A 21,455-nucleotide genomic window follows, 5' to 3' on the forward strand; every position below is an offset into this window, starting at 1 on the left:
GAAGCATCAACCACCTGCAACCCGTACGCACGAACGGTGGGCGAGACCGCTCGAAGGGTTTGGGGGCTGTTGATACTTCGGCTTGTGATCGGCTACTGGACGGGCCGATACGTTTCCGTTTCGTCGTCGAATTCCCAACGGACACCGTCGATGTCGACGGCTGTGAAATCGTCGGAGGGATCTTCGGCGGTTGCGCGGCCGCTGTCGGTCATGTCGAGAACTTGATCCATCGTCAGCGCGGACGCACCGTTGGTGGCTGATTCGGCGTTACGTACGAAGTCGGGGCGTTCGGCGACCTCGTTGGCGATGAACTCGGCGAAGTCATCGGCTATCTCGGGTGCGTCCGGCTCGAACCCGCACACACCGCCCCGGCGGCATTCGCTGAAGCCCATCTTCGGCAGGCGCCCGACCAGCGGCCACAGCACTTGGTAGTGCCAGGCCGCCATGCCGCCGTGATACGGCGTCTTCACCGCCTGGTAGACCTCACGATGAGCGAACATCGCCGCCGTCAGCTCCTCGACCATCGGAGCGTGTTTGAACCAGCAGGACTTGATCTCATTGCCCAGGTCGTAGCGGCGACGCAGCCATTCCGTCCACTCGCGAAGTTCGACCCACAACTCCGCTGCCGAATCCTGGTCGAGATGTCGCCAATCGGCGGGGCCGGGGTTATACGGAGGAACGGTCATCGAGGTTCCTCTTCAACGAGGGAGTGAGGCGACGAAGACGAGAGTTCGAGCACGGAACCTGCACACTTGGCGCAGGAACCTCCGCGATGTCTGATGTATTCGAACTTGCCGGTAGCTCTGAACACTCCATCGTTGTAGGTCACCTTCGGGTCGCGGACGGTCCCTTCTTCGGGGGAGACGATTTCGACCTTTGTTTTGCTGATTCCGTCTGTGGTTTCGAGAATCCACCAGGCCTGATCACCGGCTTTCCAGTGATCCTCGCTCAGCCACGGGGTCTCCGCAGCCACCGCTCCCGAGACCATCGCAGCAACGAGCGACGTCCGGTCATCACTGGATCGGGTTGTCATCGGGTACCTTTCGCGCAGAACTCGTCGAACGCCGCTTGATTCGCCCGCACCCTCTTGGCGAGGTCGGGAACATCCCACACCGACGGCAGACGCACTTTCATCGGCTTCGCGTTGCGGAACATCATCAGCGCTTGATCTTCGGGCATCTCACGAATCTCGTTGAGCGCCATCACGGGTACCGACCGTGGAGCCGAACGCGGATCGTGGCTGATGTACTCGTCACGGCTACCCATCAGCCGGGACAGTGCCGCCAACTCGCTTTCGTCGCCGAGGCCAGGCAAGAACATGCGTGCCGGCGAATCCGTCGAGAGCCGTTGTCCACCGATGCGGCCCCAGCGCTTCTCGTTCTGCAGGGCACTGTGCACTAGCGCCCATATCTGGATTCCGCGGCCGCCCGAGTCCGTGATGAGGTCCGGCATGTTCGGAATCGCCGCGACGTTGTTCATCTCGTCGAGGACCATCCGCAGTGGAGGGTCGATCTTGTCGTCCGGCTTGGTCAAACCGTGTGTTTTCGCCACGTGATACAGCTCGGCGGACAGGACGGTGGTGAACGCGGCCGCCGACGCACTGTGACCTTCCGAGACCACGTAGACGGTGTTCTTGCCTTCGGTCATCAGCGCATGAAGATCAGCAGATTCACTACGAGGGACGTTCATCGCAGCCATCAACTTCGGGGACGCCAACGGTTCGAGCAACCGCGCACATGCGCTGACCACGTCGTCGGAGGAGTCGGACTTCGAGTCCAATGCTTGTTCGAGTTCGGCGTGCCAGTCCGGCAGATCCCTTTCCAGCACGTCGCGCACCAATTTGACGTTGCGGGAGGACGCCCAGATCCGCAGATCTACCAAGTCCTTGTTCTTGACGGCCGCGGCGTAGAGGTAGCCGCGCATGAGCATCGCGGCTTTGCCGTTCCAGTAGCCGGCGTTGCTGGTGTCGTCCATCGGCATGGCCTGGACCAGCGCTTCGGCGCGTCGTTTGGCGACTTCCGGGTCATCGCATCCGTCGAGGATCGACCATCGCATCGGGTTGGGGATCGCGGTCAACCCTTCCGGGTCGAAGACCTCGACGCGGCCGACTTCGCTGCGCTGCGCCCAGGTCGAGCGGAGCAGGTCGCCGCGGGTCGAGGTCGCAACCACGGGGCCGACGGCGTCGGTGACGCCCTTCCAGCACACGCGCCATGTTTTACCGGCGCCGGTAGGTCCGGTGCAGGTCAGCCCGTCGCGGTACTGCAAGTACACGCCGTCACCGCCGTTGTAGAGGGTGGCGATCTTCGTGGTTTCCGCCTCGGCGACGATGCGGCGCACCGGAACATCCGCTAGGGACAGACGGGTCGCTTTCGCTTTCCGTACGGCTGCCTTCTCGCTGACGCCGGCGCGGGCAAGTTCGGTGCGGTCCGCGAAACCGGACTCTCGAACCCGGCGTGCAGCGCGGCGGATCGTCATCTTCGACGAGATGAACATGCCCAGCCACAGGCACAATGCGGCCAGGACGGCGATGCATCCCCAGGTCAGGACCGGGCCGCCCGGACGTGAGCCTTCCGGCCAGGCCAGCGCCGGATCGCTCGGATGCAGGAACAGCCCTGTGAACACGTCGAGCACTCCGTACATCCCGGACGGCAACGCGCCGCCGGTGCCCGCGAGGACCCCGGAAAGGTAGCCGCCGCCGACCACACTCAGCACCACGGCGAGCGCGGTCGCGGCCAGCGGGATCACACCGGGTGCCACTATCGGCTTGGTAGGGCGCTGTGTGGTCATGCCGCTTCTCCCTTGATGACTTCGTCCGTGTCGGTGAGTGTGATTTCGATGTCCGAACGCACGTGCTGGAGCAGGATCGGATCGGCGCTGCCGTATTTGACGAGGCAGTGGCCTTTGGCGAGGGACATGATGATTTCGGTCGAGCCGGGCGGCAGGTGGTACATGCGCGCGGTTTCTTCGGCGTCTTCGACTCGGTCCTGCCCGTAGAGGAAGACGATTCCGGCTTCCTTCATCAGCGCCCGGGCAGGGGAATCGGTCGGCAGATCGGAGATGTGGTGGAAAGCCGAGCAGGTCGAGAGACCCAGGCCGCGAGAGAGTTTCATGTTCTCGCGGAACACCTTTCCGGTCGATCCGTCCGCGACGTGCCATCCTTCCTCGACGATCAACACGGTCTGCATGTGTTGTGCGGACCGGGAAGCGAGAACATTGGCGAGCCAGGTGTTGATCACGGTCATGATCACCCGCAACGCGGGACCCTTGTTCGGCAGTGCGGAGACGTCGAAGTGCACGAACGAGTGCTCGAGTGCCTCGCGAACCTCCGGTGAGGTAGCGCCGTCGACGAGGCCCTTGAGGTCGCCTTCGCACAGCTTGCGCAACGCCAGACCCGGTGTCAGGCCCCAACGCTTGGCGTCGTCCGCCCACAACGGACCGAACGTCGCTCCGGAACCAGGTGTCGGGTTGAGCAGCTCGTCGGCGAGCTCACGCAGGATCGGCTCGCGGCCTTCCGCAGCGGCACGTTTGTTGACTACCTCCAATGCCAAACGCAGTGCAGCGTCTTCGGTTTCGACCAAAGTACGGCCGATGGTGTCTTCGATGACGGCGCCGACAAGAGCTTCCTGCCCTGCCGGGGCAACTCCGTCGGTGCGTTCGACTCCGCTGGCGATCGCCGGATCGAGGAGGTTGAGGCGCACCCCGATTCCCTCTGCGCCGCCGGCATGGAAACGGATCGAACGGGCGCCGACCGCATCGGCAATGCCGGAGTACTCGCCGCCCTTGTTTCCTTGGCGCTTCTTGTCGATGACCACGACCTGCCTGTTCGGCAGGGCGAGTTGGCGCAGGCAAAACGCGGTCTTGATCAGCGAGGACTTCGCTTTGCCGATGTCGCCGATGACGGCGATGTTGATGTTCTCGATTTCCGTTCCGTACAGCTCGAACGGGTCGACGATTTCCATCGTCTGGCTGATCTTGTTCAACCCCGTCATCAGGCCCTCGTGGCGGACCGAGCGGCGCATCGTGGCCAGGTTCAGCGCTTCGCCTTGGCGGGTGGAGGTCCATGCGCCTTCGGAGCGGATTTCGTACCAGCCCCACCGGTCCAGCAATTTGTTGCGCTTGGGAGGCTGGCGACGGACAGCGATCCGGTCGGACGCGACCACTGCGTCGACGACGGCGGTCTCTTCCGGACTCTCGATCTGGACTTTCTTCTTCCCGAGCGAGGGAGCGAAGGACCATCGGCTGGTTTTCTTGTGGCCGCGCCGGTATTCGGCGCGCTGCTGCGTGTTCGTCATGAGGTGTCCTTCGCTCGCTACTTGACGCGGGTCCACTTGGTGGCCGCGAGTCCGCGGCCGAGCGGCAGGGTCAGCAAGGAGGCGACGTCGTGGCGGTTGTCCTGCCATTCGATTTCGCCGATACCGCAGTCCGCGGCAGCCTGTTCGACGCGGGTGCATGCACGCAGGGCGTCGTCTTCACCGCGGCCGGTAACCGATACCGCGAGCGAATAGATCATCCCGTGGTGCCCGCTGCCTGGTTTGAGGTCGGAGCGCCGGTGCGCGGACTCCGAGGATGCGACCTCGGATGATCCGTCCGTGACCTTGCCCTTTCGGCCTTCACCGATCTGCCGTGCCCGGTCTGCGGTCACGTCCTTGACGGCGGCGGTACGGGCCTGGGCGGCTTCGACGAAGTCCATCCGCACCATGACCGTGCGAATCGTCGGTGCGGCGGCGATCTCGTCGTCGCCCGGATCGGGTTCGACACCGGTGAGCAGTTCTGCAAGCCACAACGGGCCGAGCTCGACCGGCTCGATGACCCGCGGCGGGATGGTGCCCACGCGGGTGTTCCACTTGCCCGCGACCTCGACCGATTCCTCCCGGCCGACGTAGGACGGCCAGCAGTTGTCCCACCGGACACCCTTGTGGGCATCGAGCGGGAAACTCGGGTCCTGGCACGAGCGGATGACCGCGCAGGTGCGCTGTTCGCCGTAGACCTGCACGCGGCCCATGCCGGCTCGGGTCAGTGATGCCACTGCCCGTTCGGTTTCGTCGCGGATGACCTGCGCGACTCCGGCGATGGTCTCCGCATCCTTGCGGCGGGCGAGTCGGGCACCTTCCATCAGCAGGGCTGTGGACTTCGGGAAGATCAGCACGGCGTACGAGTAGTGCCCTTCCGAGTACGGCTCCACCCGGTCGATGAGCTGCCCGTAGGACTGGATCGCTGGAAGGACTTGCATTGCCGGATCCCCGGCGGCGATCTTGGCTTCCATCCAGTTCTCGTGCGGGGTCATGTCCGCAGGCACCGACCGGTTCATCAGTTCGAGTCCGCGCACGAACGAGGAACGTTTCGCGAACCCTGCCAGAGTGCGCCCGAACGCGGCCGAGGTCACCGCCCACGCCTGATCGCCGCGCAGTCCTTCGGCGAGACCCTGCATCGCGATCAGCACTGTGTACTGGTCGTTGTCGCCGGGAGTGCGGCTGTGCAACACGAACAGATCGTCCAGACCGGTGCCGCTGAGATCGAGCGGGGCGGTCTGCCCCAGCGGCGTCGGGAACGCCCACCCTGGATCCAGATCGGGGTTGCCGTAATCGGGGTCGGTAGGCGAGACCCAGACGTGCTCGCCGCGTTTGCGGCGCTGCCTGTTGCGGATCGCTTTCATCTTGCGGCTCGCGTAGGACTCACGGTGGTTGATGTCCGTCGTCGATGCCAGCGCCGCGAGGATGAGCAGAACGTCGAAGCCGAGTACCCAGATGTTCTGTCCGACGAGGAACAACGCGGACACCGCGACGATCACTGAACCGGCCCACGCGGCGACCACCGGTTCGGGGAACGGAAGCAGGCTACGGCGTGCAACCTGGCGGCCGAGAATCGCTGTACGTTGCTCACTCATCAGTTGTCTCCATCCGCATGTTCGGGCGCACTTTGGGCGGCCGATCCGGCCTTGTTCATCGCTGCACCGGCAGCAGCGAGGGCGATCGGTGCAGCCACAACCGCAGCTCCGGCCGCCAATCCGACGGTGCTGCCCGCGGCGGCCATCAACTTCGACTCCGCTCCCCCGGACTTGCCTGCCGCCTTCGCCGCAGTCGCTGCGCCTCCGCCCTGGTGATTGCCGCCGCCGTGGCCACCGGATGCGGCAGCGTGAGTACTCGACGCCGAACTCTCGTGTGCGGGCGAAGATCCCCCCTGGTTTCCGGCGGCGCCGCGGACCGGACTGCCTTCGACCTGGCGGCCGGGAGATCCGGCAGCTTCGGAATTATGCGAGCCGGCCCCGCCTGGTCCCCCTCCTGCACGTTGCTGGAACATCTGCGCGCCCGACCCGATGGTCTGGCCGGTTTGAGATCCGCCGCCGCCGAAGTCCGCCGAATCGGCCGAGGTCGGCAGGATCGGCGAGTACTTGAGCATGGAGAACGGCGCCAGGCCGATGATCACGAAGCAGACCGCGATCAACGAGAGCTGACCGAGAGATTCGAGCTTGCCGTCGTCGGCGATCGACCCCTTCGCGGCAATGTTGATGACCGCGAACACCACGGCGAGGATCACGAACATCAGCGGCTTTGAGAGCACCACTCCGATGAACATCATCACCGGTCGTAGGGCTTTCTTGCGCCAGGTGGGGTGGACCCACATACCGAAGGCGATGCCGCACACGACCGCCAGGATCGGCAATGCCGCTGCGTGCATCAAGAATCCGAAGAACATCGCCATCGCGCCGAGGAACATCAACCCGAATCCGACGATCGCGGCGATGGAGCCACCGACGAGGGTCTCTGAGGTGAGCGTTCCGAGGACCGAGGAGATGTTGCCGATGACCTCGTCGGTGCTCGTCCCGATCCAGTCCACCAGCGCCAGCGACATCTCGTGCATCAGTGAGATCAGCAGCTGTGCCATGGCAGGGGCAAACATCATCATCATGATTCCGGCCGGCATGTACCCGAACAGCGACTTGGCCAGCTCCTCACCGGTCATGCCGCCGTCGGAGGATTTGTAGATCGCCAGGATCGTCATCAGCACCAACACCAACAAACCGATCCCGGTGGAGACTGCGTAGACGGCGATGAATTCGGTTCTCGCTGGATCGAATTCACCGACACCGGCCAGGCCGGTCAGCACCGAGTTCGTGGTGCTGATGGCGCTGCTTTTGAGTTTGTTCGCCCAGGAGTCGATCACGTCGGACGGGTCTTTGACGAAGTCGACGAGGTCGCCGATCGGGCCGGCCACGGTGTCCCACGCCCATGTGTAGCTGTCGACGATGTACTTGCCGCCCATGTAGGCCGGGGTCGCCTTCATCATCCCGCCCAGGGTTTCGCCGAGGCGGTCGCTGAAACTGGTGTTCTGGTCGATCCAGTTCATGGTGCCGCCGAACAGTTTCCCGACCCTGGCGTTCCATGCGGTGCACGCCATTTGGTCCTTACCCGGTGCGCTCCGATCGCAGTTGACGAACATCGCGTGCATGCACAGAACACTCGGGACGTCCCCGCCGCCGCACGGCGCGGACCACGCAGCATCGGGAACCTTGTCCGCGTGCGGTTGCTTCTTCATCTCGGTAAGTGAGGCCGCGTCAGGTGTCGGGCTCCACTCGAAACCCCAGGTGGTCGTCGTTTTCGTTGTCCACCGGGCGAGATCGTCCGCGCACGTCGGGGACGGCGGGTACATGTCCGCAGACTCGTTGAGGGGGTAGGTGTTCGGGTAGACGCCCTTGAGGATCGACTCGTCGGTGATGCTCAGGGCGGCCTTCTGGTTGGCCTCCACTCCCATGTCGACACCGGACATCTGTGTACCGGCGCCGCCGGCGGCGACCAAGGCGTCGATCAGAGCCGGGTTCTTCGACATCATCACCTGCGGTGCCCACGCGGCGATCCGCTCGGATTCCTTTGCCGTCCAGTACATCAACCGGTTTTCGTTGTGCATGACCTGTGTCGAGTACTGGCCCATGTCGCCGCCTTTGTCCTTGCAGACTCCGGTGAACCACGAGGCGGATTTGAATTCGTCTGTGCCGGCGACGAATTTCTTCAGATCATCCGGAAATCCTTTGGGGAGTTCCTTGCCCGACTGAGTGGCATTCTGCACGCCGGGAGCCGGGTCGGTGTTGGGGACAGCCGTCGGCTGCGCTGCCGCCGGCAATGCCAGTCCGAGCATCGCGAACAACGCCACGACCGCGGTCAGAATAAGTTTGCGCCACATCAGTCAGGCCCCCTTTCTAGTTGACGTAGAACGTGTAGAAGCCGTTCGCGCCCGGCTTGGAGAGCGCCGAGTCTGCCGCGGGGAACTGTGCATCTTCGAGGGAAGGGCCGGTGACGAACTTCCAGTCCTGGACCTTCCAGTCCCCGTCTTCCCAGACCACGGTGATCGTGTTCGTTCCGTAGACGGTGAGGATGCCGACCTTGTCGCTGTCCTCACTGACCGGACTCTGGCTCACGCCCATGCTCCAGATCGAGACGGTCGCCGAATCCTGGGTGAAGTCGGTGACCGTCACCACGAGCGGAACGTCGCTGTAGGAGCCCTTTCCCGAGTCGGTTCGGCCACTGGAGATGTCGATGACGGACTCGAGCGCGGGAGTCGGGTTGGATGCCACGGCCACCTCTCGCAGCTTTGCTGCGTCGATCCGGCCCATGTAGGTCTGCCCGTTCGCCTGGCTGAAGTTCACTGCCGCGGTCTGTGCACCGGCCTGATCACGGGTGTATCCGGCAGGAACACCGTCGATCGTGGTGGTCGGACCGTGCGCGGCGCGGATCGCATCGGAGCCGGAGTCGGAGTCGTCACCACCGCCGGAGGTGAAGACCGCAATGATCCCGACGATCAACGCGAACACGCTGAACCCGATCACCAATTTCACCCACAACGGAAGTCCGGATGCCGGGCCACTGCTCGGGGATCCGGTCGCGAAGGACGGGCCGCTGCTCGAACCCACCTGTGAAAAATCTTTCGCCATGATCAGATCGCTTTCTCGTCAAAAGTTCTGGAAAATAAAGGGTTACGTAGGAAGAACAGCGTCGGCATGGTCAGTTGCCGCCGCCGACGACGAAGAGGATGGCGCCGACGATGATGCCGACCGAAGCCAGGCAACCGACGGCGATACCGGCGATCTTCGCTTCCTGACCGGCGTCTGCCATTTCCGTCGGCATTCCGGCCTTGTTCATCGAGCGCATCTTGTAGAGCGCCATGATGAGCTTGACCACGCTCGCGGCGAGCGCGACGCCCCAGATTGCACCGACGACACGAGCCCACACGCTGTTGAAAGCAGGCCCGAGGACTCCGATATCTGGTTTGACACCGTCGAGGGGATTCTCGATTTGTGCGCTTGCTGCGCCTGCGGAGAGCAGGAGCACTACTGCCGTCGCGGCCAGGGTGATCGCCACAGTGGATACCCGCCGCACTAGTGGTGCCTTCGAGGAAGTGGTAGTCGGTGTTGCTGAGCGAGCCTGTGGAGTAACGGTTTTCATCGCAAACGGCCTTTCGGGGAGGTGGGTTCGGGTATTGGTTCGCGGTATCGCTCAGGGTCGAATTCGCGGTACGCCGCGACGCGTGGCGCAGGAGCACGGCGCGGCGCTTCCGGTGGTCGACGGATCTGTTCGGGGGCGTACGCGTCGGCGTATTCGGCGGCGCGGCCGTACACACTCGCGGCGAGGGAATCAGCGATCTCGGCGGCAACGTTGGTGTACGCCTCGGTCGTCGACGGCAGAAGCCGGTCGTAGACGATGCGCTCCCCTGTCGCGAACGACGGCTCGTACGGCACTCGGATGATGTTCGTGACGCCGAGTCGGCCGAACTCTTCCTCGATGTCCGCTTCCAGGCTCGGGTCCGATCCGGGCGTGACGACAGTGAGGATGATCGCCGAGCGGACCAGATGTCCGTACCCTCGATCGGCTAGTCCTTCGAGCATCTGCAACGCCATCTTCGCCATGTCTCGGCGGAGCGGCAGCGGTACGACCAGCAGGTTGGAGTGCTGCACCGCCCACAGCCAGTTCGGGGCGACGGGGTTGTTGCCGGTGTCGACGAAGATCAGATTCCGATGCCGGCGCAACACCGCCATGATGGCGGCGCATTCGTCCCAGCCGATCCCGCGATCTCGCGTGGTGGAGATGTCGGCCGCCAGGACCTCATCGTGCGTGGGCTGCAAGCGCAGGTAGCGACCCAGCTCCCCCGAGACGGCATCAGATGACGCGAGCGCGTGGGCGTTCTCGAGGACGTCCCACGGACCGAGCTCCGGATCGGTGGTGCGGGCGGCGCGGTCTCCGAGGGAACCGGTGGATTCGTTGGCATCCCACGCGACGACGCCGTGACCGCGATGCCGGCCGAAGGTGTTCGCCAGGGCAATGGTCGTCGAAGTCTTCCCAGCATCACCTTTGAGGCTGATCACCGAGACGACCATGCAACCGGGCAACGTCTGTTGAATGCGGGTGACCGATTGCCGGAACCGTACTTCCGCCGAATCCGGCTTCGGCGCCATCTTCATTCCCGCAGCAGCATTGACGCGGCCACGCCATCCCCAGGTCGCGGGGCTGTTGTCGATGTCGTTTCCCTCGCGCTCGAACCGTCGTCCGGCATATCCGACCTCGGCGAGAGGGGCTGGTTCTTCGTTCGCGGCGAGCGCGTCCTGTCCGACTTCGTACGGATCGGCGTAACCGGCGTCGACTTCGTCGAATGCTTCGGTGTCGGTCTCGTCTACCACGGGATCGGGTTCGGTCGACTCGGCCGGTTCCGGAGCGGGGGCAGGCTGACGGCGCAGACGTTGACTGCGCAGATTCACCGGGATCTCGGCGTCGTAGCTGCTCTGGGTTTCGTAGGGGTCAGGAGTGCTCACGGGAGTTCCTTTCGGGGCGGGGGTGGTTCCGGGGACGTTCTTCTCGCTGGTCATAGCTTTTTGAGGTTGTCTACGGCCCACAGGCCGCCGCGGCTGACGACCAGGACGGCGACGATGACGGTGTCGACGCCGGCGATGGAGCCGTCGGCGGCGATCGCGGTCTGTTCGACCTGATACATCCGGTGCACCGCAGTCGCGGTGTCCACGGCGCCCTGGTTCGGTACAGAGCTGACCGTCGGCCAGACCTGCGCGTCCTTCGCGGCCCATTCGAGCCACTGACCGCCGGGGCTTCCGGTCGGGGTGGTTCCGGTGACGTCGCCGAGGAAGCGTTCGGTAAGCAGGTCGCCGGTGCGGGCGGCCGCGTCGTTGGGTCCGCGATCGTCAGCGGTATTCCAGGTGAACCAAGTGGTGACGACGGCGTCGGCGACGGCAGCCGGATCGCTGCGGTCCACGATGGCGACCTGTTCGGGAGCGTGTTCCGGAACGGTGGCCGCGGGCCGTGTGGGCTCGACCGCGGACGTCTCGTTCGGGGACCACTGCTGCGCCCGTGCCCCGGTCGTGGTGGACGGGCCGGTTGCGGTGCCTTCTGTACCCGAGGAGCATCCGGTCAGGGCAATGGCGACGGCGGATGCAGCAGCGAGCGCGGCGAGGTGGCGTTTCACGACTCGTCCTCGATGAACAGATCCGACAACCGAATCGCCTGCCATGCCTGGTAACCAGGCTCTTCGCACCAGTCCACGGCCCGGTTGTTGTCGGTGATGTCGAGGTCGAGTGCGACACCGTGTTTGGCTGCCATGCCAGCGAGGGAGTTGCCGTCGATCTCCGGATTGGAGATGTGCAGGAGCAACCGCACCGCGGGAACATTCGCGTCCTCACGTGCTTTGCCGGCGAGGAATATCGCCTTACCGGCTGCGGAGTCGTCTGCCGAGCGCTGGTTGCCTTCCTTGAAGACCGTGTCGTTCTTGTGAAATGTCCCGTACCAGGCGGCGTCGTCGACCGGTCCGAGTACAGCGAAGCTGCCCCGCTCGTCACCGGCGGCGAACAGTTCCACCAACGGTGCGGTCGCGGCGGCCTCGGCGATCTCGTTCTTGCGTTTGGTCGCTTCCGCGTCGCGGAGTACGTCGTAGTCGAGATCGAGTTGCTTGACCAACTCGCGCTTGACCTTCGGCCACATGCTGCGCGAGAGCAGGTTGTTGCTCTTGGCCCACGCCCGCATCGCAGAGGAGTCGCTGGTGCGCAACTCGTCAGCGGCGGCGCGCACTGCGGCGGCGGCTTGTTCCCATTCGGTGGCTGCGGATGCCGTCATTGTCGGATCTACCTTTCTTCGGGTGAAACTTCATTCCGGGGTGGTCATCGGCTTGCGATGTTCTGGTCTGGGTTGTCTTGTCAGGCAAATCGTTTCGCTGCCAATCCCGAGGACGGTGGGGTCCAGTCGGAGACCTTGACGACATCGCCCGACTGCGGAGCTTCGACGACCTTGCCGCCGCCCATCCAGATGAAGATGTGGCCGCTGTGGGGTTGGATGATGTCGCCAGGGCGCAGGTCGGCGGGGTTGGTGATCGAGGTTCCGCGAGAGTCGCCTATCTGCATCTGATCTGAGTGGGCGAGGACCGTTCGGCCGCCGGTGGCTTGCGCCACTGCGTATTTCACTAATCCGGAGCAGTCGAACCCGACCTTGTTGAAGTCGCCGAAACTGTCTGCCACTCCCCCGTCGCTGATCCCCTTGGTGGGTCCGTTCTCGTCGCCGCCGCCCCAGGCATACGGGGTGCCGAGCCACCGCAGAGCGGCATCGACGACGGCCGAGCCGGTGGACGGGCCACCCGGAATCGGACCCGCCGGGGCGGACGTATCGGTGAATTCCTCGATCGCGAACTTCTGAATGTTGGTGACGTAGCCGCGTGTTTCCTCGTTCTGGCAGACCTGGCCCTGCGACAAGGTGTTTCCGGGGCCGCAGTTGTACATCGACAACGCCAGCGGAATCAGCTCACCGTGTAAACGGCCGTCAGCCATCCCCTTTTTCGCCAACTCGACCATCTTGCAGTCGTAGGACGCCATCGACATCGCAGCGTCGGCCGGTGAGCGCATATCGACCTTTCCGTCCCCGTCCCCGTCCACGCCTTCCTGTGCAGCAGTTGAGGGAAGGAACTGTGCCGGGCCGTCCGCACCGGAGTCGTCGTTGTGGGCGTTGACGTTGAAGCCGCTTTCCTGCTTGAACTGCCCGGCCAGCAGCGGAGCGGGGATCTCGGGGCAGGTACCGGCGGCTTTGAGGATCCACGGTTCGAACTCCGCAGGCACGCTGCCCGGCTTGAGTCCCCCGCCGCCCAGGCTCGGTCCACCGCACCCGGCGCCCGCCGGAAGCGGGGTGATCGCGGCAGCGTTGACGATCGCGGGAGACGGAACACCCGTGCCGGGCGCGGGAACGGGCGCGGGTCCGGACGGCTCGGCAGCACCGGCGAGCCACGGTGCGGGATCGGTTGGCGTTCCGGCGCCGTCGGGAAGTCGGCCACCCTCCCAGACCTCGAAATGCAGGTGCGGGCCGGAGGAATCGGCTTCATTTCCGACAGCGGCGATCTCCTGACCGGCAGTGACCTGATCGCCGGTCTTGACCTTGATCGTCGAGGCGGCCATGTGGCCGTAGACGGTAGAAATTCGCTTCCCGTCGACGTCGGTGTCGATGATGACCCAGTTCCCGAATCCCGATGCGGGGCCGGCCTCTGCGACGACACCGGAGGTAGCGGCATAGATCGGAGTACCGAGCGGGCCGGCGAAGTCGGTACCGCGGTGCATGGAACCACCGCGAGGACCGAAACCCGACGTCAGTTGGTAGGTACCGGCTTTGAGCGGCTGCGTTTTGGTCCCCGGGGACGGTGCTACCGAACCGGTGGTGGGCGAGGTGGGCAGGCAGTCGACGCTTGCTTTGGGGTTGTTGTCGGTACCGAACATGACGAAACCGAGCATCAGGACCACTGCGGCAACGACGCCGCCAGTGGCCTTGAGGCCGGTCTTGTTCGAGCGCGGTGTTTCACCCATCGTCATTTCCTTGTCGTTGTGTCGCGTTCGTGCCCGCCTGGGCAACGTGTGGGGACCTATCGCGGCCGCGAGGCCGCGAGCGAGTGCGAGGAGTGGCAGGTGAATGTCAAAAGCTCTCGCCCAAGAGCGTTTTCGGCTCACCCGCCGTCAGGCGCTAGCCGCCGATCGCTTGTCGGTAGATGTCGACCATCGCGTCCAGAGCGGTTCGCTTTCCGTCGATCAACCACTGCCCGTAGGACTCGTGAACGCGGGAACCGAGGAAACTCGCGGCGGTGAATCCGGCGTCGACGACCGAGGTCAGTGCTTGCGCATCCTGGGAGGTCACCGTGGCCAGGACCGAGTTACCGAGTCCGACGAAGTCGGAGTTCTGCGCCTGCGCACCCATCAACGTGGTCATCGAATCGGCCGGTTCGTGGAGCTGATCGGCGGTCATCTTCTGCCCCGGTGTCAGGACGCCGAGCGCGACGTTCGCCAGGTCCACACCGATCGGGAGGAGCTGACCGAGGGCCAGGACGTTCCCGGTTTCGGCGACCTGCCACGCGACTTCCTGGAGCTGCCCGACGTCGCGGGCGAGGCGGATGATGTCGACGTTGCCCAGCAGGTTCGCCACCAGCGCCGCCGAGGCGGCTGTGCCGGACGGATCGGGGATCAGTGCCAGGATCCGTGACACCGATTTGAGATCAACCCCGGCCGCCATCTTCACCAAAGGCGAGAGTTGGTTGTTCAGCTCTCCCGCGACCCGGTGCGCTTCTTTGACGTTGCCGGCCAACAGATGGCCGGGAAGTATTTGCAGGTTGGCAGCGACGGCGTTGTAGTCCACCGAGGTCACACCCGAGACGACGCCGAGGATCTGGTTGATGATCGTCACCGGTTGGATCGCGGAGAGGATCGACGTGGCGGTGGTGAGTTGATCGGTCGGTGTATCCGCCAGTGGAGCCACACCGTTCGACAAGCTCTGTGCGGGACCGGTCAGGCCCGCGTAGGTGCCGCCGGTACCGGTGCCACCACCCGAGAGGATGCTGTTCGCCAACGTCACCACCTGGTCAGCGGCACCCAGAACCTGCGGAACGTCGACCTTGTCGAGCGCGTCGACGACCGAGTTCGCGGCGGCCTCAGGAGAATCAGCCGGGGCGTTGCGCAACCCGTCTCGAGCGGCCGGGTTCGCCGCCATCCACGCCTGTGTCTGTTGGACCGGCTTGAAGGTTCCGGCCAGCAGTTGCGCTTGCTGACGAACCGCGGCGACATCGACCGCCGCCGACGTCGAGGTGGGAGCGCCCGCGCTTTGCAGCTTGTCCACCGAGGTCGCCAACGCGGACGCAGCCCCTGGAGCAGCCGCGAGATCCGCGTAACCGTAGTTCGAGGTCACCGCGCCCAAGAACTCCGACGCGTTCGCGGTTCCGGCGCCTGCCGAGGTATTCGCAGCTGCGGCGGCCGCCGGAGTCGACGTCGGCTTCGCGACCGTGTCGGTCGGGGTGATCGCGGTCTGACCGGCGACAGACGGAGTCGTTGTTGCCGAGACAGCAGTCGCGGTGGTCGGCGCGACTGTTCCGGGCGGGTTGGCAAGCACTCGTCCCAACGACGCCAAGAACGAATCCTTACCGGTGTTGGTGTTGCAGTACTTGTCTTCCGGGTGGCAGATGTCGAAGACCCGACCCGACAGAGCGCCGTAGCCTTCCGCCGCCGGACCGGCGATGCCCTGCCCGTCGAGCTTGGGGCCGACGACCTGCGAACCGGCAGTGCCGAGCTTCGGATTGGCGAGCATGACCGCAGCAAGAACGGACGCAGCGGGAACGGGACCGCTGCCTGCCCCGATGTTGACGGCGACATCGTTGGCGACCTGCGCGCCCTGTGAATAGCCGCCGATCACGAACTTCGAGTTCGGGCACTGCTCCATCGCGGTCGCCATTGCCTGATCACCGGCGGTCTTGGAAGCCGAGTAGGTCATGCCGGACTGCAAAAACGCTTCGGCCGGGTACGACGGATAGATGGCACGGAAGGTGTTAGGCCCGTACATCGCTTCGAGCTTCTCCCCCACCTGGCCCAACATTCCGGCAGGCTTCGACGGATCGGCGTCGGCGCGGGTCTCGGTCGTTCCGGGAGCGAAGACACCGATGTATCTGGTGCAGCCCGATGTAGTGGACGGTGCGGCGTTGGCGAGGAGCGGTGCGGCCGCGAGGCCCGCGACCAGCGTCGAAATGATGGCGAACGCCGACGCGAAGCGGGCGGTGGAAGAGATGTTCATCAGATTCCCTCTGCATCAGTGATGGACGTGATGAAATGCCGACCGTCGATCTCGGCAGTCGTGATGCGCTGAAAGAGCGAAGCGCCCTTGCCGGAGGGCCTGGTCTCGGTCAGCTCCAGTGCGTACGTCCCAGCGCTCACGCCGGTCACCGTCATGCAGTACGTCGTTCCTGCGGGAATCGAGTCGATCCCTGCCTGCACTTCGGCCGGCGAATAGCTCACGGCCCCAGGAGCCATGACAGCGATCACCGCATCAGCCGAGCGCAATGAGTAGTACGCGTGCTCGAACGCTGCGATCACGCCCTCGCCGCTGCTCTGGTCACCGGCCGTGACAGGGCATCCGGCAGGTTCCGGAGAAGGTGTAGTCGACGGTGTTGCAACAGAATTAACGATCTCGCTGATGTTCGACGGCTCGTCGTCGGTAACCCGGCCGATGACCGACGCAGCGCCCACACCGACCCCGACCAACAACACCAGCACCGCGATCGCCAGTGCCGTCACCGCTGCGACCTGACGTCGAGGCGTTCGGGCACGTGGAACACGAGAGCGCTTCGGAAGACGAGACCCGCGCGGCGGCGCACTGCCGGTCCCACCTGTCGCACTACGCACTGCGGACCTGGTGTCAGATCCTTTCGGCCCAAGCATCTTTTCCAAACTCCTTCGTCGACAGGACAAGCCGTGACAGTGGGCCGGGGCGAGCGCACGCCCGCCCCGGCCTGCGAGTGCTACGCAGCAGCGGGGATACCGGCGCCGATAGCGTCGGCGATCATCCCGAGCGGAAGACCCGGAACCTCTGTCGCGGCTTGGAAATCACTTACTGCCTGGTCGAATGCAGCGACAACACCATCGCCACCGGGAATGGACGAGACGGCGCTACGGATCTGCGCGTCGACGACAGGAGCATTCGCGGCCGTGCCACGAACGAACGTGGCGGCAGCGGTGCCGACAGGGCCGGACTGCTCCCAGGAGGTGAGCGTGTCGCGGGTTTCGGTGGTGATGGCAGGCTGGTCGATGTCCGGAACGTCGATCGTGGTGGGCACACCGTTCGTGCCGTCGCCGTATGCCGTGGCAAGAGCGAAACCTCCGAAGCCGCCGAGGATTCCGGCACCCAAGCCCACCGGAACACCAACCAGACCAGCACCGATGGCAGCGCCGGCCGCCGTGGCAACCGTTCCCACCGGAATCACGCCCCACGGGGTCAAAGCAGGTGCAGCCAACACGACGCCGGACGTGCCGCCGATCGTGCCGCCCAACAGGGCGCCCAACGTCGCGGCGGTTCCGCCCGCTGTCACGGCCGCAATGATCGCCCCACCAGCGGTTCCGGCGAGCTGCGCCGCTGCGAGCTGCTGCGCCTGATCGGCCGGAATGTTGTGGCTGATCCAGAAGTCGGTGACCGCAGCCAACGCCGCATTCGTGGTGGCATTCGTGCGGGCGGCGGTGTTGTCACTCATCCAGTTCGGCTGGGTGAAGTGCAGGTTTCCGACCATCACCGTGTTACGCGGCGCGATGAACACCTCGGTCGGAGTAGTAATCGGGTCAGCAGGCAAACGGATCTGCGAGTAGTCGATCGGCGGTGTGTACGTCGGAGTCGCCGGGGCCACATACTGATTCGAGTCGTAATCCCAGTTCGGGATCGGCTTCGTCGGCTGCGAGTACTGCGGCGGAACCGGAACCCATGCCTCTACCGGCGCCTCAGGAACAGACGGCGATGGTGAAGGAACGGTCGGCGTCGACGGCGCCGGCGAGGTCACGCCGGGCTGTACCGGTGCGGGGCCGGTAATACCGGGCTGCGGTGCTGCGACCGCGAGACCACCGTTTGCGAACGTAGCAGCGACAAGAAGCGAAAACGTTCCCGCTGCAACCGCGGACGACTTGACTGCGCGATGCTTACCGCGCCCGGACTTGTGATGCTTCATCGTGTGGAACCTTCCAATTGGGTTGTAAATACGGGGAATTGATGCGGACTGAGGTGGCATGCACGTGGCCACAGGTTTCGCCTCGACAATCGGTGCCGCCCTAAGAGGGCAGACACTTGTCCACGAAACGGCGGAATACCGTTGATGCAGTGGGAAGTACGGTGTGGCCCATCGGGCAAACGCGGGAAAAGCTGGGAATGGGGGCGCTCACACAGACAGTGCCGGGAGTTCTCGCCGAGCACTGAACCACGCTTGCGAACAAGGGAATGCAGCGTGGGGTAAGTGCACCCACCCGCTCCCCGGGCGGGAGGAGCGGGGTGGGCGCTTCACGGACCGTGTTGCCGACCACCGCGAGGGGTGTGGCACGACGGACCGGGTTCGGGGCGGCATGGCCGCACGCAGGGTCCACAGGGCGCCCGAGTTCGCGGTCAGCGAATCCGAGTTCGAGAGTGTCCTGTTCTACCCAGCTGGAATAGGTATTTTGCGCAGAGTTGTTCCCCACGACTGCCTCCGGCTAGTTGCGTTTTCAACTTCACCGCATAGGCTCGAAGGCCTGCGGTCTGGTCGCCTTGGTGCGTGCAGCACCGTAGACATGAAAGAACCCCAGGTGCGTGAGGGGACGCCAATCACCAACGCACCTGGGGCTTTCGAGACAGCACGACGCTCGGCAGTAGCCGAAGTCCTTGTATTTGTGCTTGAAGTAGAACGGTCACTGAGAGTGACCTGCGATGATGCATCGCGCACTGCGTGAAACCAGTTCATCCAAATCGCCCGCCCGGACTCAGAAGGCACACGCAGATAGACGTGTGCAAATTCTTCTGCGCTACAAGCGGTACCGACGTCGACAAGTACCGAGGAATCCCAGGCTGGGCACGCCGTTGCAGGGTAGACCGCGCGGTTTGTGTTCGGCAACTCATTCAATCGCCTCACAGCTCCCCTTTCCCGGCTATAGGCCCCTTGACCTCGACTCTTTCTTGGTAACCTTTTATGCGAAACCAATATAACACCCTATTATTCTAAACACCAATGCGAGTTGACGGGCCGAAGGAGCGACACAATGACTCACGGGGATGGTTCTCGAGAGCTTGGAGTAGGCGTGTCGCGGAGTGCTGTTCGAGGCTTTAGTGCTGCCAGGTTGCGGCGCTATCGACTAGCGCGCAAGGCGAACATTGCAGACCTGGCCGACGCCGCTGGTGTCTCCGAGCAGACCGTCTCTGCATGGGAAACGGGTCGTGCGGCACCAACTCCCGAGCTGCTAGCCAAGGTTGCGGCCGAATTGCGACTTACCGTTGCTGACCTTGTGCCTATTCCGAATGACCAACTTGGCCTTAGTGATCTACGCGCCCAAGCCGGGATGACTCAAGGGCGAGCTGCTGAAGCTCTCGGAATTTCGGCGACGCTTCTCGGCCGAATTGAAAAAGGGCGCAAAGAGTACGACGAGGCCAGGGCGGCGCAGCTTGCTGAGCTGTACAAGGTCACGCCCGAGCTGGTCGCTGAGGTCTGGCAGCGCGATCGCGACAACCGTCAAGCACGCGCGACACGCTTTCGCGATTCTTAAAAAATCTCCCCATAATTCCACCCAAAGGTCGAAGTTCGGTACTTCTTCGGCGTGTCACCGTGACGATTGTGCGATCTTGGCACAGGATGAACGGGAACCTGGCACTGCATCGCTAGGAGCAAGGTCGGGCCGAAGGGAGAAGAGCATGCCCACACCAAGCAAGGGTGATCGAACCCGGGTTGTGAGTCGCGTTCCAGATCCGGTGTACGCAGAGCTGGAAAAGCGGCGGAAGGCGGCTGGAGTCAGCTCCGTCAGCCAGTACGTCGCAGATCTACTGGCGGCCACCACTGGCCATAAGAATCTTGTCGTCGAACTCGACCAGGAGGTTTTGCAGCTCACCGCGTAACGAACGTCGCGTAGACGGCAAACCCGGGCGGGGGATGCCGTGACAACCACACATCGTTAGCTGTAGCGCACCGACTGCAACAAAAAACCCCCGAACCGGGCGGGGTCGAGGGTTTTTCGAAGTTGGTGAGATTCGAGTTAGACGCTCGTTTCTCAGCGGTACTGCTATATCCCCGAAGGGACTGTCTTGGCGGACAGGTCTCAGGCTACATCGTGGCCTGATGAAGTTTCAATGATTCCTGCGCGTGTCGCTGTTCACGAGCACGCACCTACATCCGTACTGCGCCCGTACTGCGGTAGCAGCCCCATGCGGCGTCGGTACGGCACAGCTCGTACGCCTCGCGCTGTATCTGGCCATGTGCACGGGCACCAATGCCATTCCCTGACCCCGATGTTCGTCAACGCGCTCGGTGGCCCAGAGGTAGCTTGCCGAAGGTACTGCCAGGTCACGCTCGAATTGGAGGCCGGCGCATACAGCGGTATCGCCTCATGGCGTGGAGCCCAGCACTGGGTTGAGATCGTCGTCCGCTGCGCCTACACCGCGGAGTACAACCGCATCCGCCCCGAGCTCGTCAAGACGTCGAAGGCAGGCAGTGTCGCCGGCGGAGGGATCAGTCTTAAGTCGTTGTTGGCGGTCGCGAAAGTCATGGCCGGTGCTGCTGATTTCGATTCCGGCCGCAGCTCGCGTCTATCCATTGCCACACTCGTCGAGCGAACAGGGCTCGGAGAGCGGACCGTTCAGCGAGCCCGTCAAGCGCTCAAACTACTTCGGGTAGCCACGGAGGTATTGCGTGGCCGACTACGTCGCAAAGGCGAACGTATGGCGTCGTGGAGATTTGATGACAAGTCGCGTGGCTGGGCATCGGTGTGGGCGCTGCACCCGCGTAAGCCTGTGGATAAAACCCGCATGTCAGTCGCAGGATCTATACAGATGGCACCCCACCCCCGCAGGGGTCAGTTTTCTATCCCTACCTCTCGTAGAGAGGTACTTAATACAAAACGATCTGTGGATAAACGAGCCGCTTCGCGGCGCAAGGAATCCAGCGTCGAGGTCGAGAAGGCTGACGGCATCCGGAAAGGCCTGTTGCTCGCATCCAAGTGGCTCGGGAATCCGAGAACGCCTGCTTGGGCACGTCAACACACCCCCCGAGGTTGGGCGCCGGCACTGGCCGAATCAGCGGCGCACGGCTGGACCGCTAACGATCTCAACTTCACCATCGACGCGTGGGCCGAGGCACGGAAGATGACACCGGACCCGAAGCATCCGATTGCATTTATCCGTTGGCTCATGAAGGAGCAGGATCTGGCCTTCTCACCGCATGTTCTCGCTCAAATTGCCGCTGAGCAGGCAAAAGCTGAACGTAAACGACAGTCCTCGCAGTTCGAGGCCGAACGTGCGCGTTACGCAGTGGCCGCGACCGAGGACTCCCCCGGCCGCCGGGCAGCGATGGCAGCTGTTCCGGATGCTGCGGAAGTACGCCGCCGCAGACAGATTGCTGAGCGAAGGACTGCCGCTGACGCGCGCGCAGAACTGTGCGCGCGTCAGCGCGGCATCGACAACTGGTGAAAA

Annotated in this window: 18 protein-coding genes; 3 read left to right on the forward strand and 15 right to left on the reverse strand. The window is 64.0% G+C overall.

Going from position 1 to position 21,455, the window contains the following annotated elements:
- Positions 1–92 precede the first annotated feature (92 nt).
- The 15 genes from DBV08_RS18290 to DBV08_RS18360 form a co-directional block, all read right to left on the reverse strand.
- A complete protein-coding gene (locus tag DBV08_RS18290; protein ID WP_124568380.1) occupies positions 93–686 on the reverse strand; it encodes a hypothetical protein in 594 nt (197 codons plus the stop codon).
- Positions 683–1,033 carry a hypothetical protein gene (locus DBV08_RS18295; RefSeq protein ID WP_124568381.1) on the reverse strand — a complete coding sequence of 117 codons (351 nt, stop codon included), beginning with the start codon at positions 1,031–1,033 and terminating at the stop codon, positions 683–685. The genes DBV08_RS18290 and DBV08_RS18295 overlap by 4 nt, the downstream gene beginning before the upstream one ends.
- Positions 1,030–2,787, reverse strand: a complete 1,758-nt coding sequence (locus DBV08_RS18300) for a type IV secretory system conjugative DNA transfer family protein (protein ID WP_124568382.1) — start codon at positions 2,785–2,787, stop codon at positions 1,030–1,032. Before DBV08_RS18300 ends, DBV08_RS18295 begins: the two co-directional genes overlap by 4 nt.
- Positions 2,784–4,292, reverse strand: coding sequence for an ATP/GTP-binding protein (locus tag DBV08_RS18305; protein WP_124568383.1), 1,509 nt, complete (start codon positions 4,290–4,292; stop codon positions 2,784–2,786). The genes DBV08_RS18300 and DBV08_RS18305 overlap by 4 nt, the downstream gene beginning before the upstream one ends.
- Positions 4,293–4,309: 17 nt before the next feature.
- Complete coding sequence (locus DBV08_RS18310; RefSeq protein ID WP_124568384.1) at positions 4,310–5,884, reverse strand: hypothetical protein; 1,575 nt, start codon at positions 5,882–5,884, stop codon at positions 4,310–4,312.
- Positions 5,884–8,175: a hypothetical protein gene (locus tag DBV08_RS18315; RefSeq protein ID WP_124568385.1), complete on the reverse strand. Its 2,292-nt coding sequence runs from the start codon at positions 8,173–8,175 to the stop codon at positions 5,884–5,886. The genes DBV08_RS18310 and DBV08_RS18315 overlap by 1 nt, the downstream gene beginning before the upstream one ends.
- A 16-nt stretch (positions 8,176–8,191) precedes the next feature.
- Positions 8,192–8,923 carry a hypothetical protein gene (locus tag DBV08_RS18320; RefSeq protein WP_124568386.1) on the reverse strand — a complete coding sequence of 244 codons (732 nt, stop codon included), beginning with the start codon at positions 8,921–8,923 and terminating at the stop codon, positions 8,192–8,194.
- A 70-nt stretch (positions 8,924–8,993) separates the two neighbouring features.
- A complete protein-coding gene (locus tag DBV08_RS18325) occupies positions 8,994–9,350 on the reverse strand; it encodes a hypothetical protein (protein ID WP_260395640.1) in 357 nt (118 codons plus the stop codon).
- A gap of 80 nt (positions 9,351–9,430) precedes the next feature.
- On the reverse strand, positions 9,431–10,795 hold the full coding sequence (locus DBV08_RS18330; RefSeq protein ID WP_185564716.1) for a ParA family protein: 1,365 nt from the start codon (positions 10,793–10,795) through the stop codon (positions 9,431–9,433).
- Between the two features lie 50 nt (positions 10,796–10,845).
- Positions 10,846–11,457, reverse strand: a complete 612-nt coding sequence (locus DBV08_RS18335) for a hypothetical protein (RefSeq protein ID WP_124568387.1) — start codon at positions 11,455–11,457, stop codon at positions 10,846–10,848.
- Positions 11,454–12,101, reverse strand: coding sequence for a hypothetical protein (locus tag DBV08_RS18340; protein WP_124568388.1), 648 nt, complete (start codon positions 12,099–12,101; stop codon positions 11,454–11,456). Before DBV08_RS18340 ends, DBV08_RS18335 begins: the two co-directional genes overlap by 4 nt.
- A gap of 80 nt (positions 12,102–12,181) precedes the next feature.
- Positions 12,182–13,825, reverse strand: a complete 1,644-nt coding sequence (locus DBV08_RS18345; RefSeq protein ID WP_124568389.1) for a peptidoglycan DD-metalloendopeptidase family protein — start codon at positions 13,823–13,825, stop codon at positions 12,182–12,184.
- Positions 13,826–13,979: 154 nt separating this feature from the next.
- Positions 13,980–16,067 (reverse strand): cutinase family protein, encoded by a 2,088-nt coding sequence (locus tag DBV08_RS18350; RefSeq protein ID WP_124568390.1) that lies wholly within the window; start codon positions 16,065–16,067, stop codon positions 13,980–13,982.
- The gene (locus tag DBV08_RS18355) at positions 16,067–16,567 is read right to left on the reverse strand and encodes a hypothetical protein (RefSeq protein ID WP_124568391.1); all 501 of its coding nucleotides are present in this window, start codon (positions 16,565–16,567) and stop codon (positions 16,067–16,069) included. The genes DBV08_RS18350 and DBV08_RS18355 overlap by 1 nt, the downstream gene beginning before the upstream one ends.
- Positions 16,568–16,791: 224 nt before the next feature.
- Positions 16,792–17,982: an insoluble domain protein gene (locus tag DBV08_RS18360; protein ID WP_124568392.1), complete on the reverse strand. Its 1,191-nt coding sequence runs from the start codon at positions 17,980–17,982 to the stop codon at positions 16,792–16,794.
- Between the two features lie 1,057 nt (positions 17,983–19,039).
- Between DBV08_RS18360 and DBV08_RS18365 the strand changes: the two genes are divergently transcribed.
- The 3 genes from DBV08_RS18365 to DBV08_RS18375 all read left to right on the forward strand — a co-directional run bounded on the left by DBV08_RS18365 (position 19,040) and on the right by DBV08_RS18375 (position 21,452).
- Positions 19,040–19,540 carry a helix-turn-helix transcriptional regulator gene (locus DBV08_RS18365; RefSeq protein ID WP_124568393.1) on the forward strand — a complete coding sequence of 167 codons (501 nt, stop codon included), beginning with the start codon at positions 19,040–19,042 and terminating at the stop codon, positions 19,538–19,540.
- A gap of 145 nt (positions 19,541–19,685) precedes the next feature.
- Complete coding sequence (locus DBV08_RS18370) at positions 19,686–19,886, forward strand: hypothetical protein (protein WP_020971495.1); 201 nt, start codon at positions 19,686–19,688, stop codon at positions 19,884–19,886.
- 390 nt (positions 19,887–20,276) lie between these two features.
- On the forward strand, positions 20,277–21,452 hold the full coding sequence (locus DBV08_RS18375; RefSeq protein WP_260395642.1) for a replication protein: 1,176 nt from the start codon (positions 20,277–20,279) through the stop codon (positions 21,450–21,452).
- Positions 21,453–21,455 lie beyond the last annotated feature (3 nt).

Source organism: Rhodococcus sp. KBW08, from assembly GCF_003852455.1.
GTDB classification, from domain to species: domain Bacteria; phylum Actinomycetota; class Actinomycetes; order Mycobacteriales; family Mycobacteriaceae; genus Rhodococcus_F; species Rhodococcus_F baikonurensis.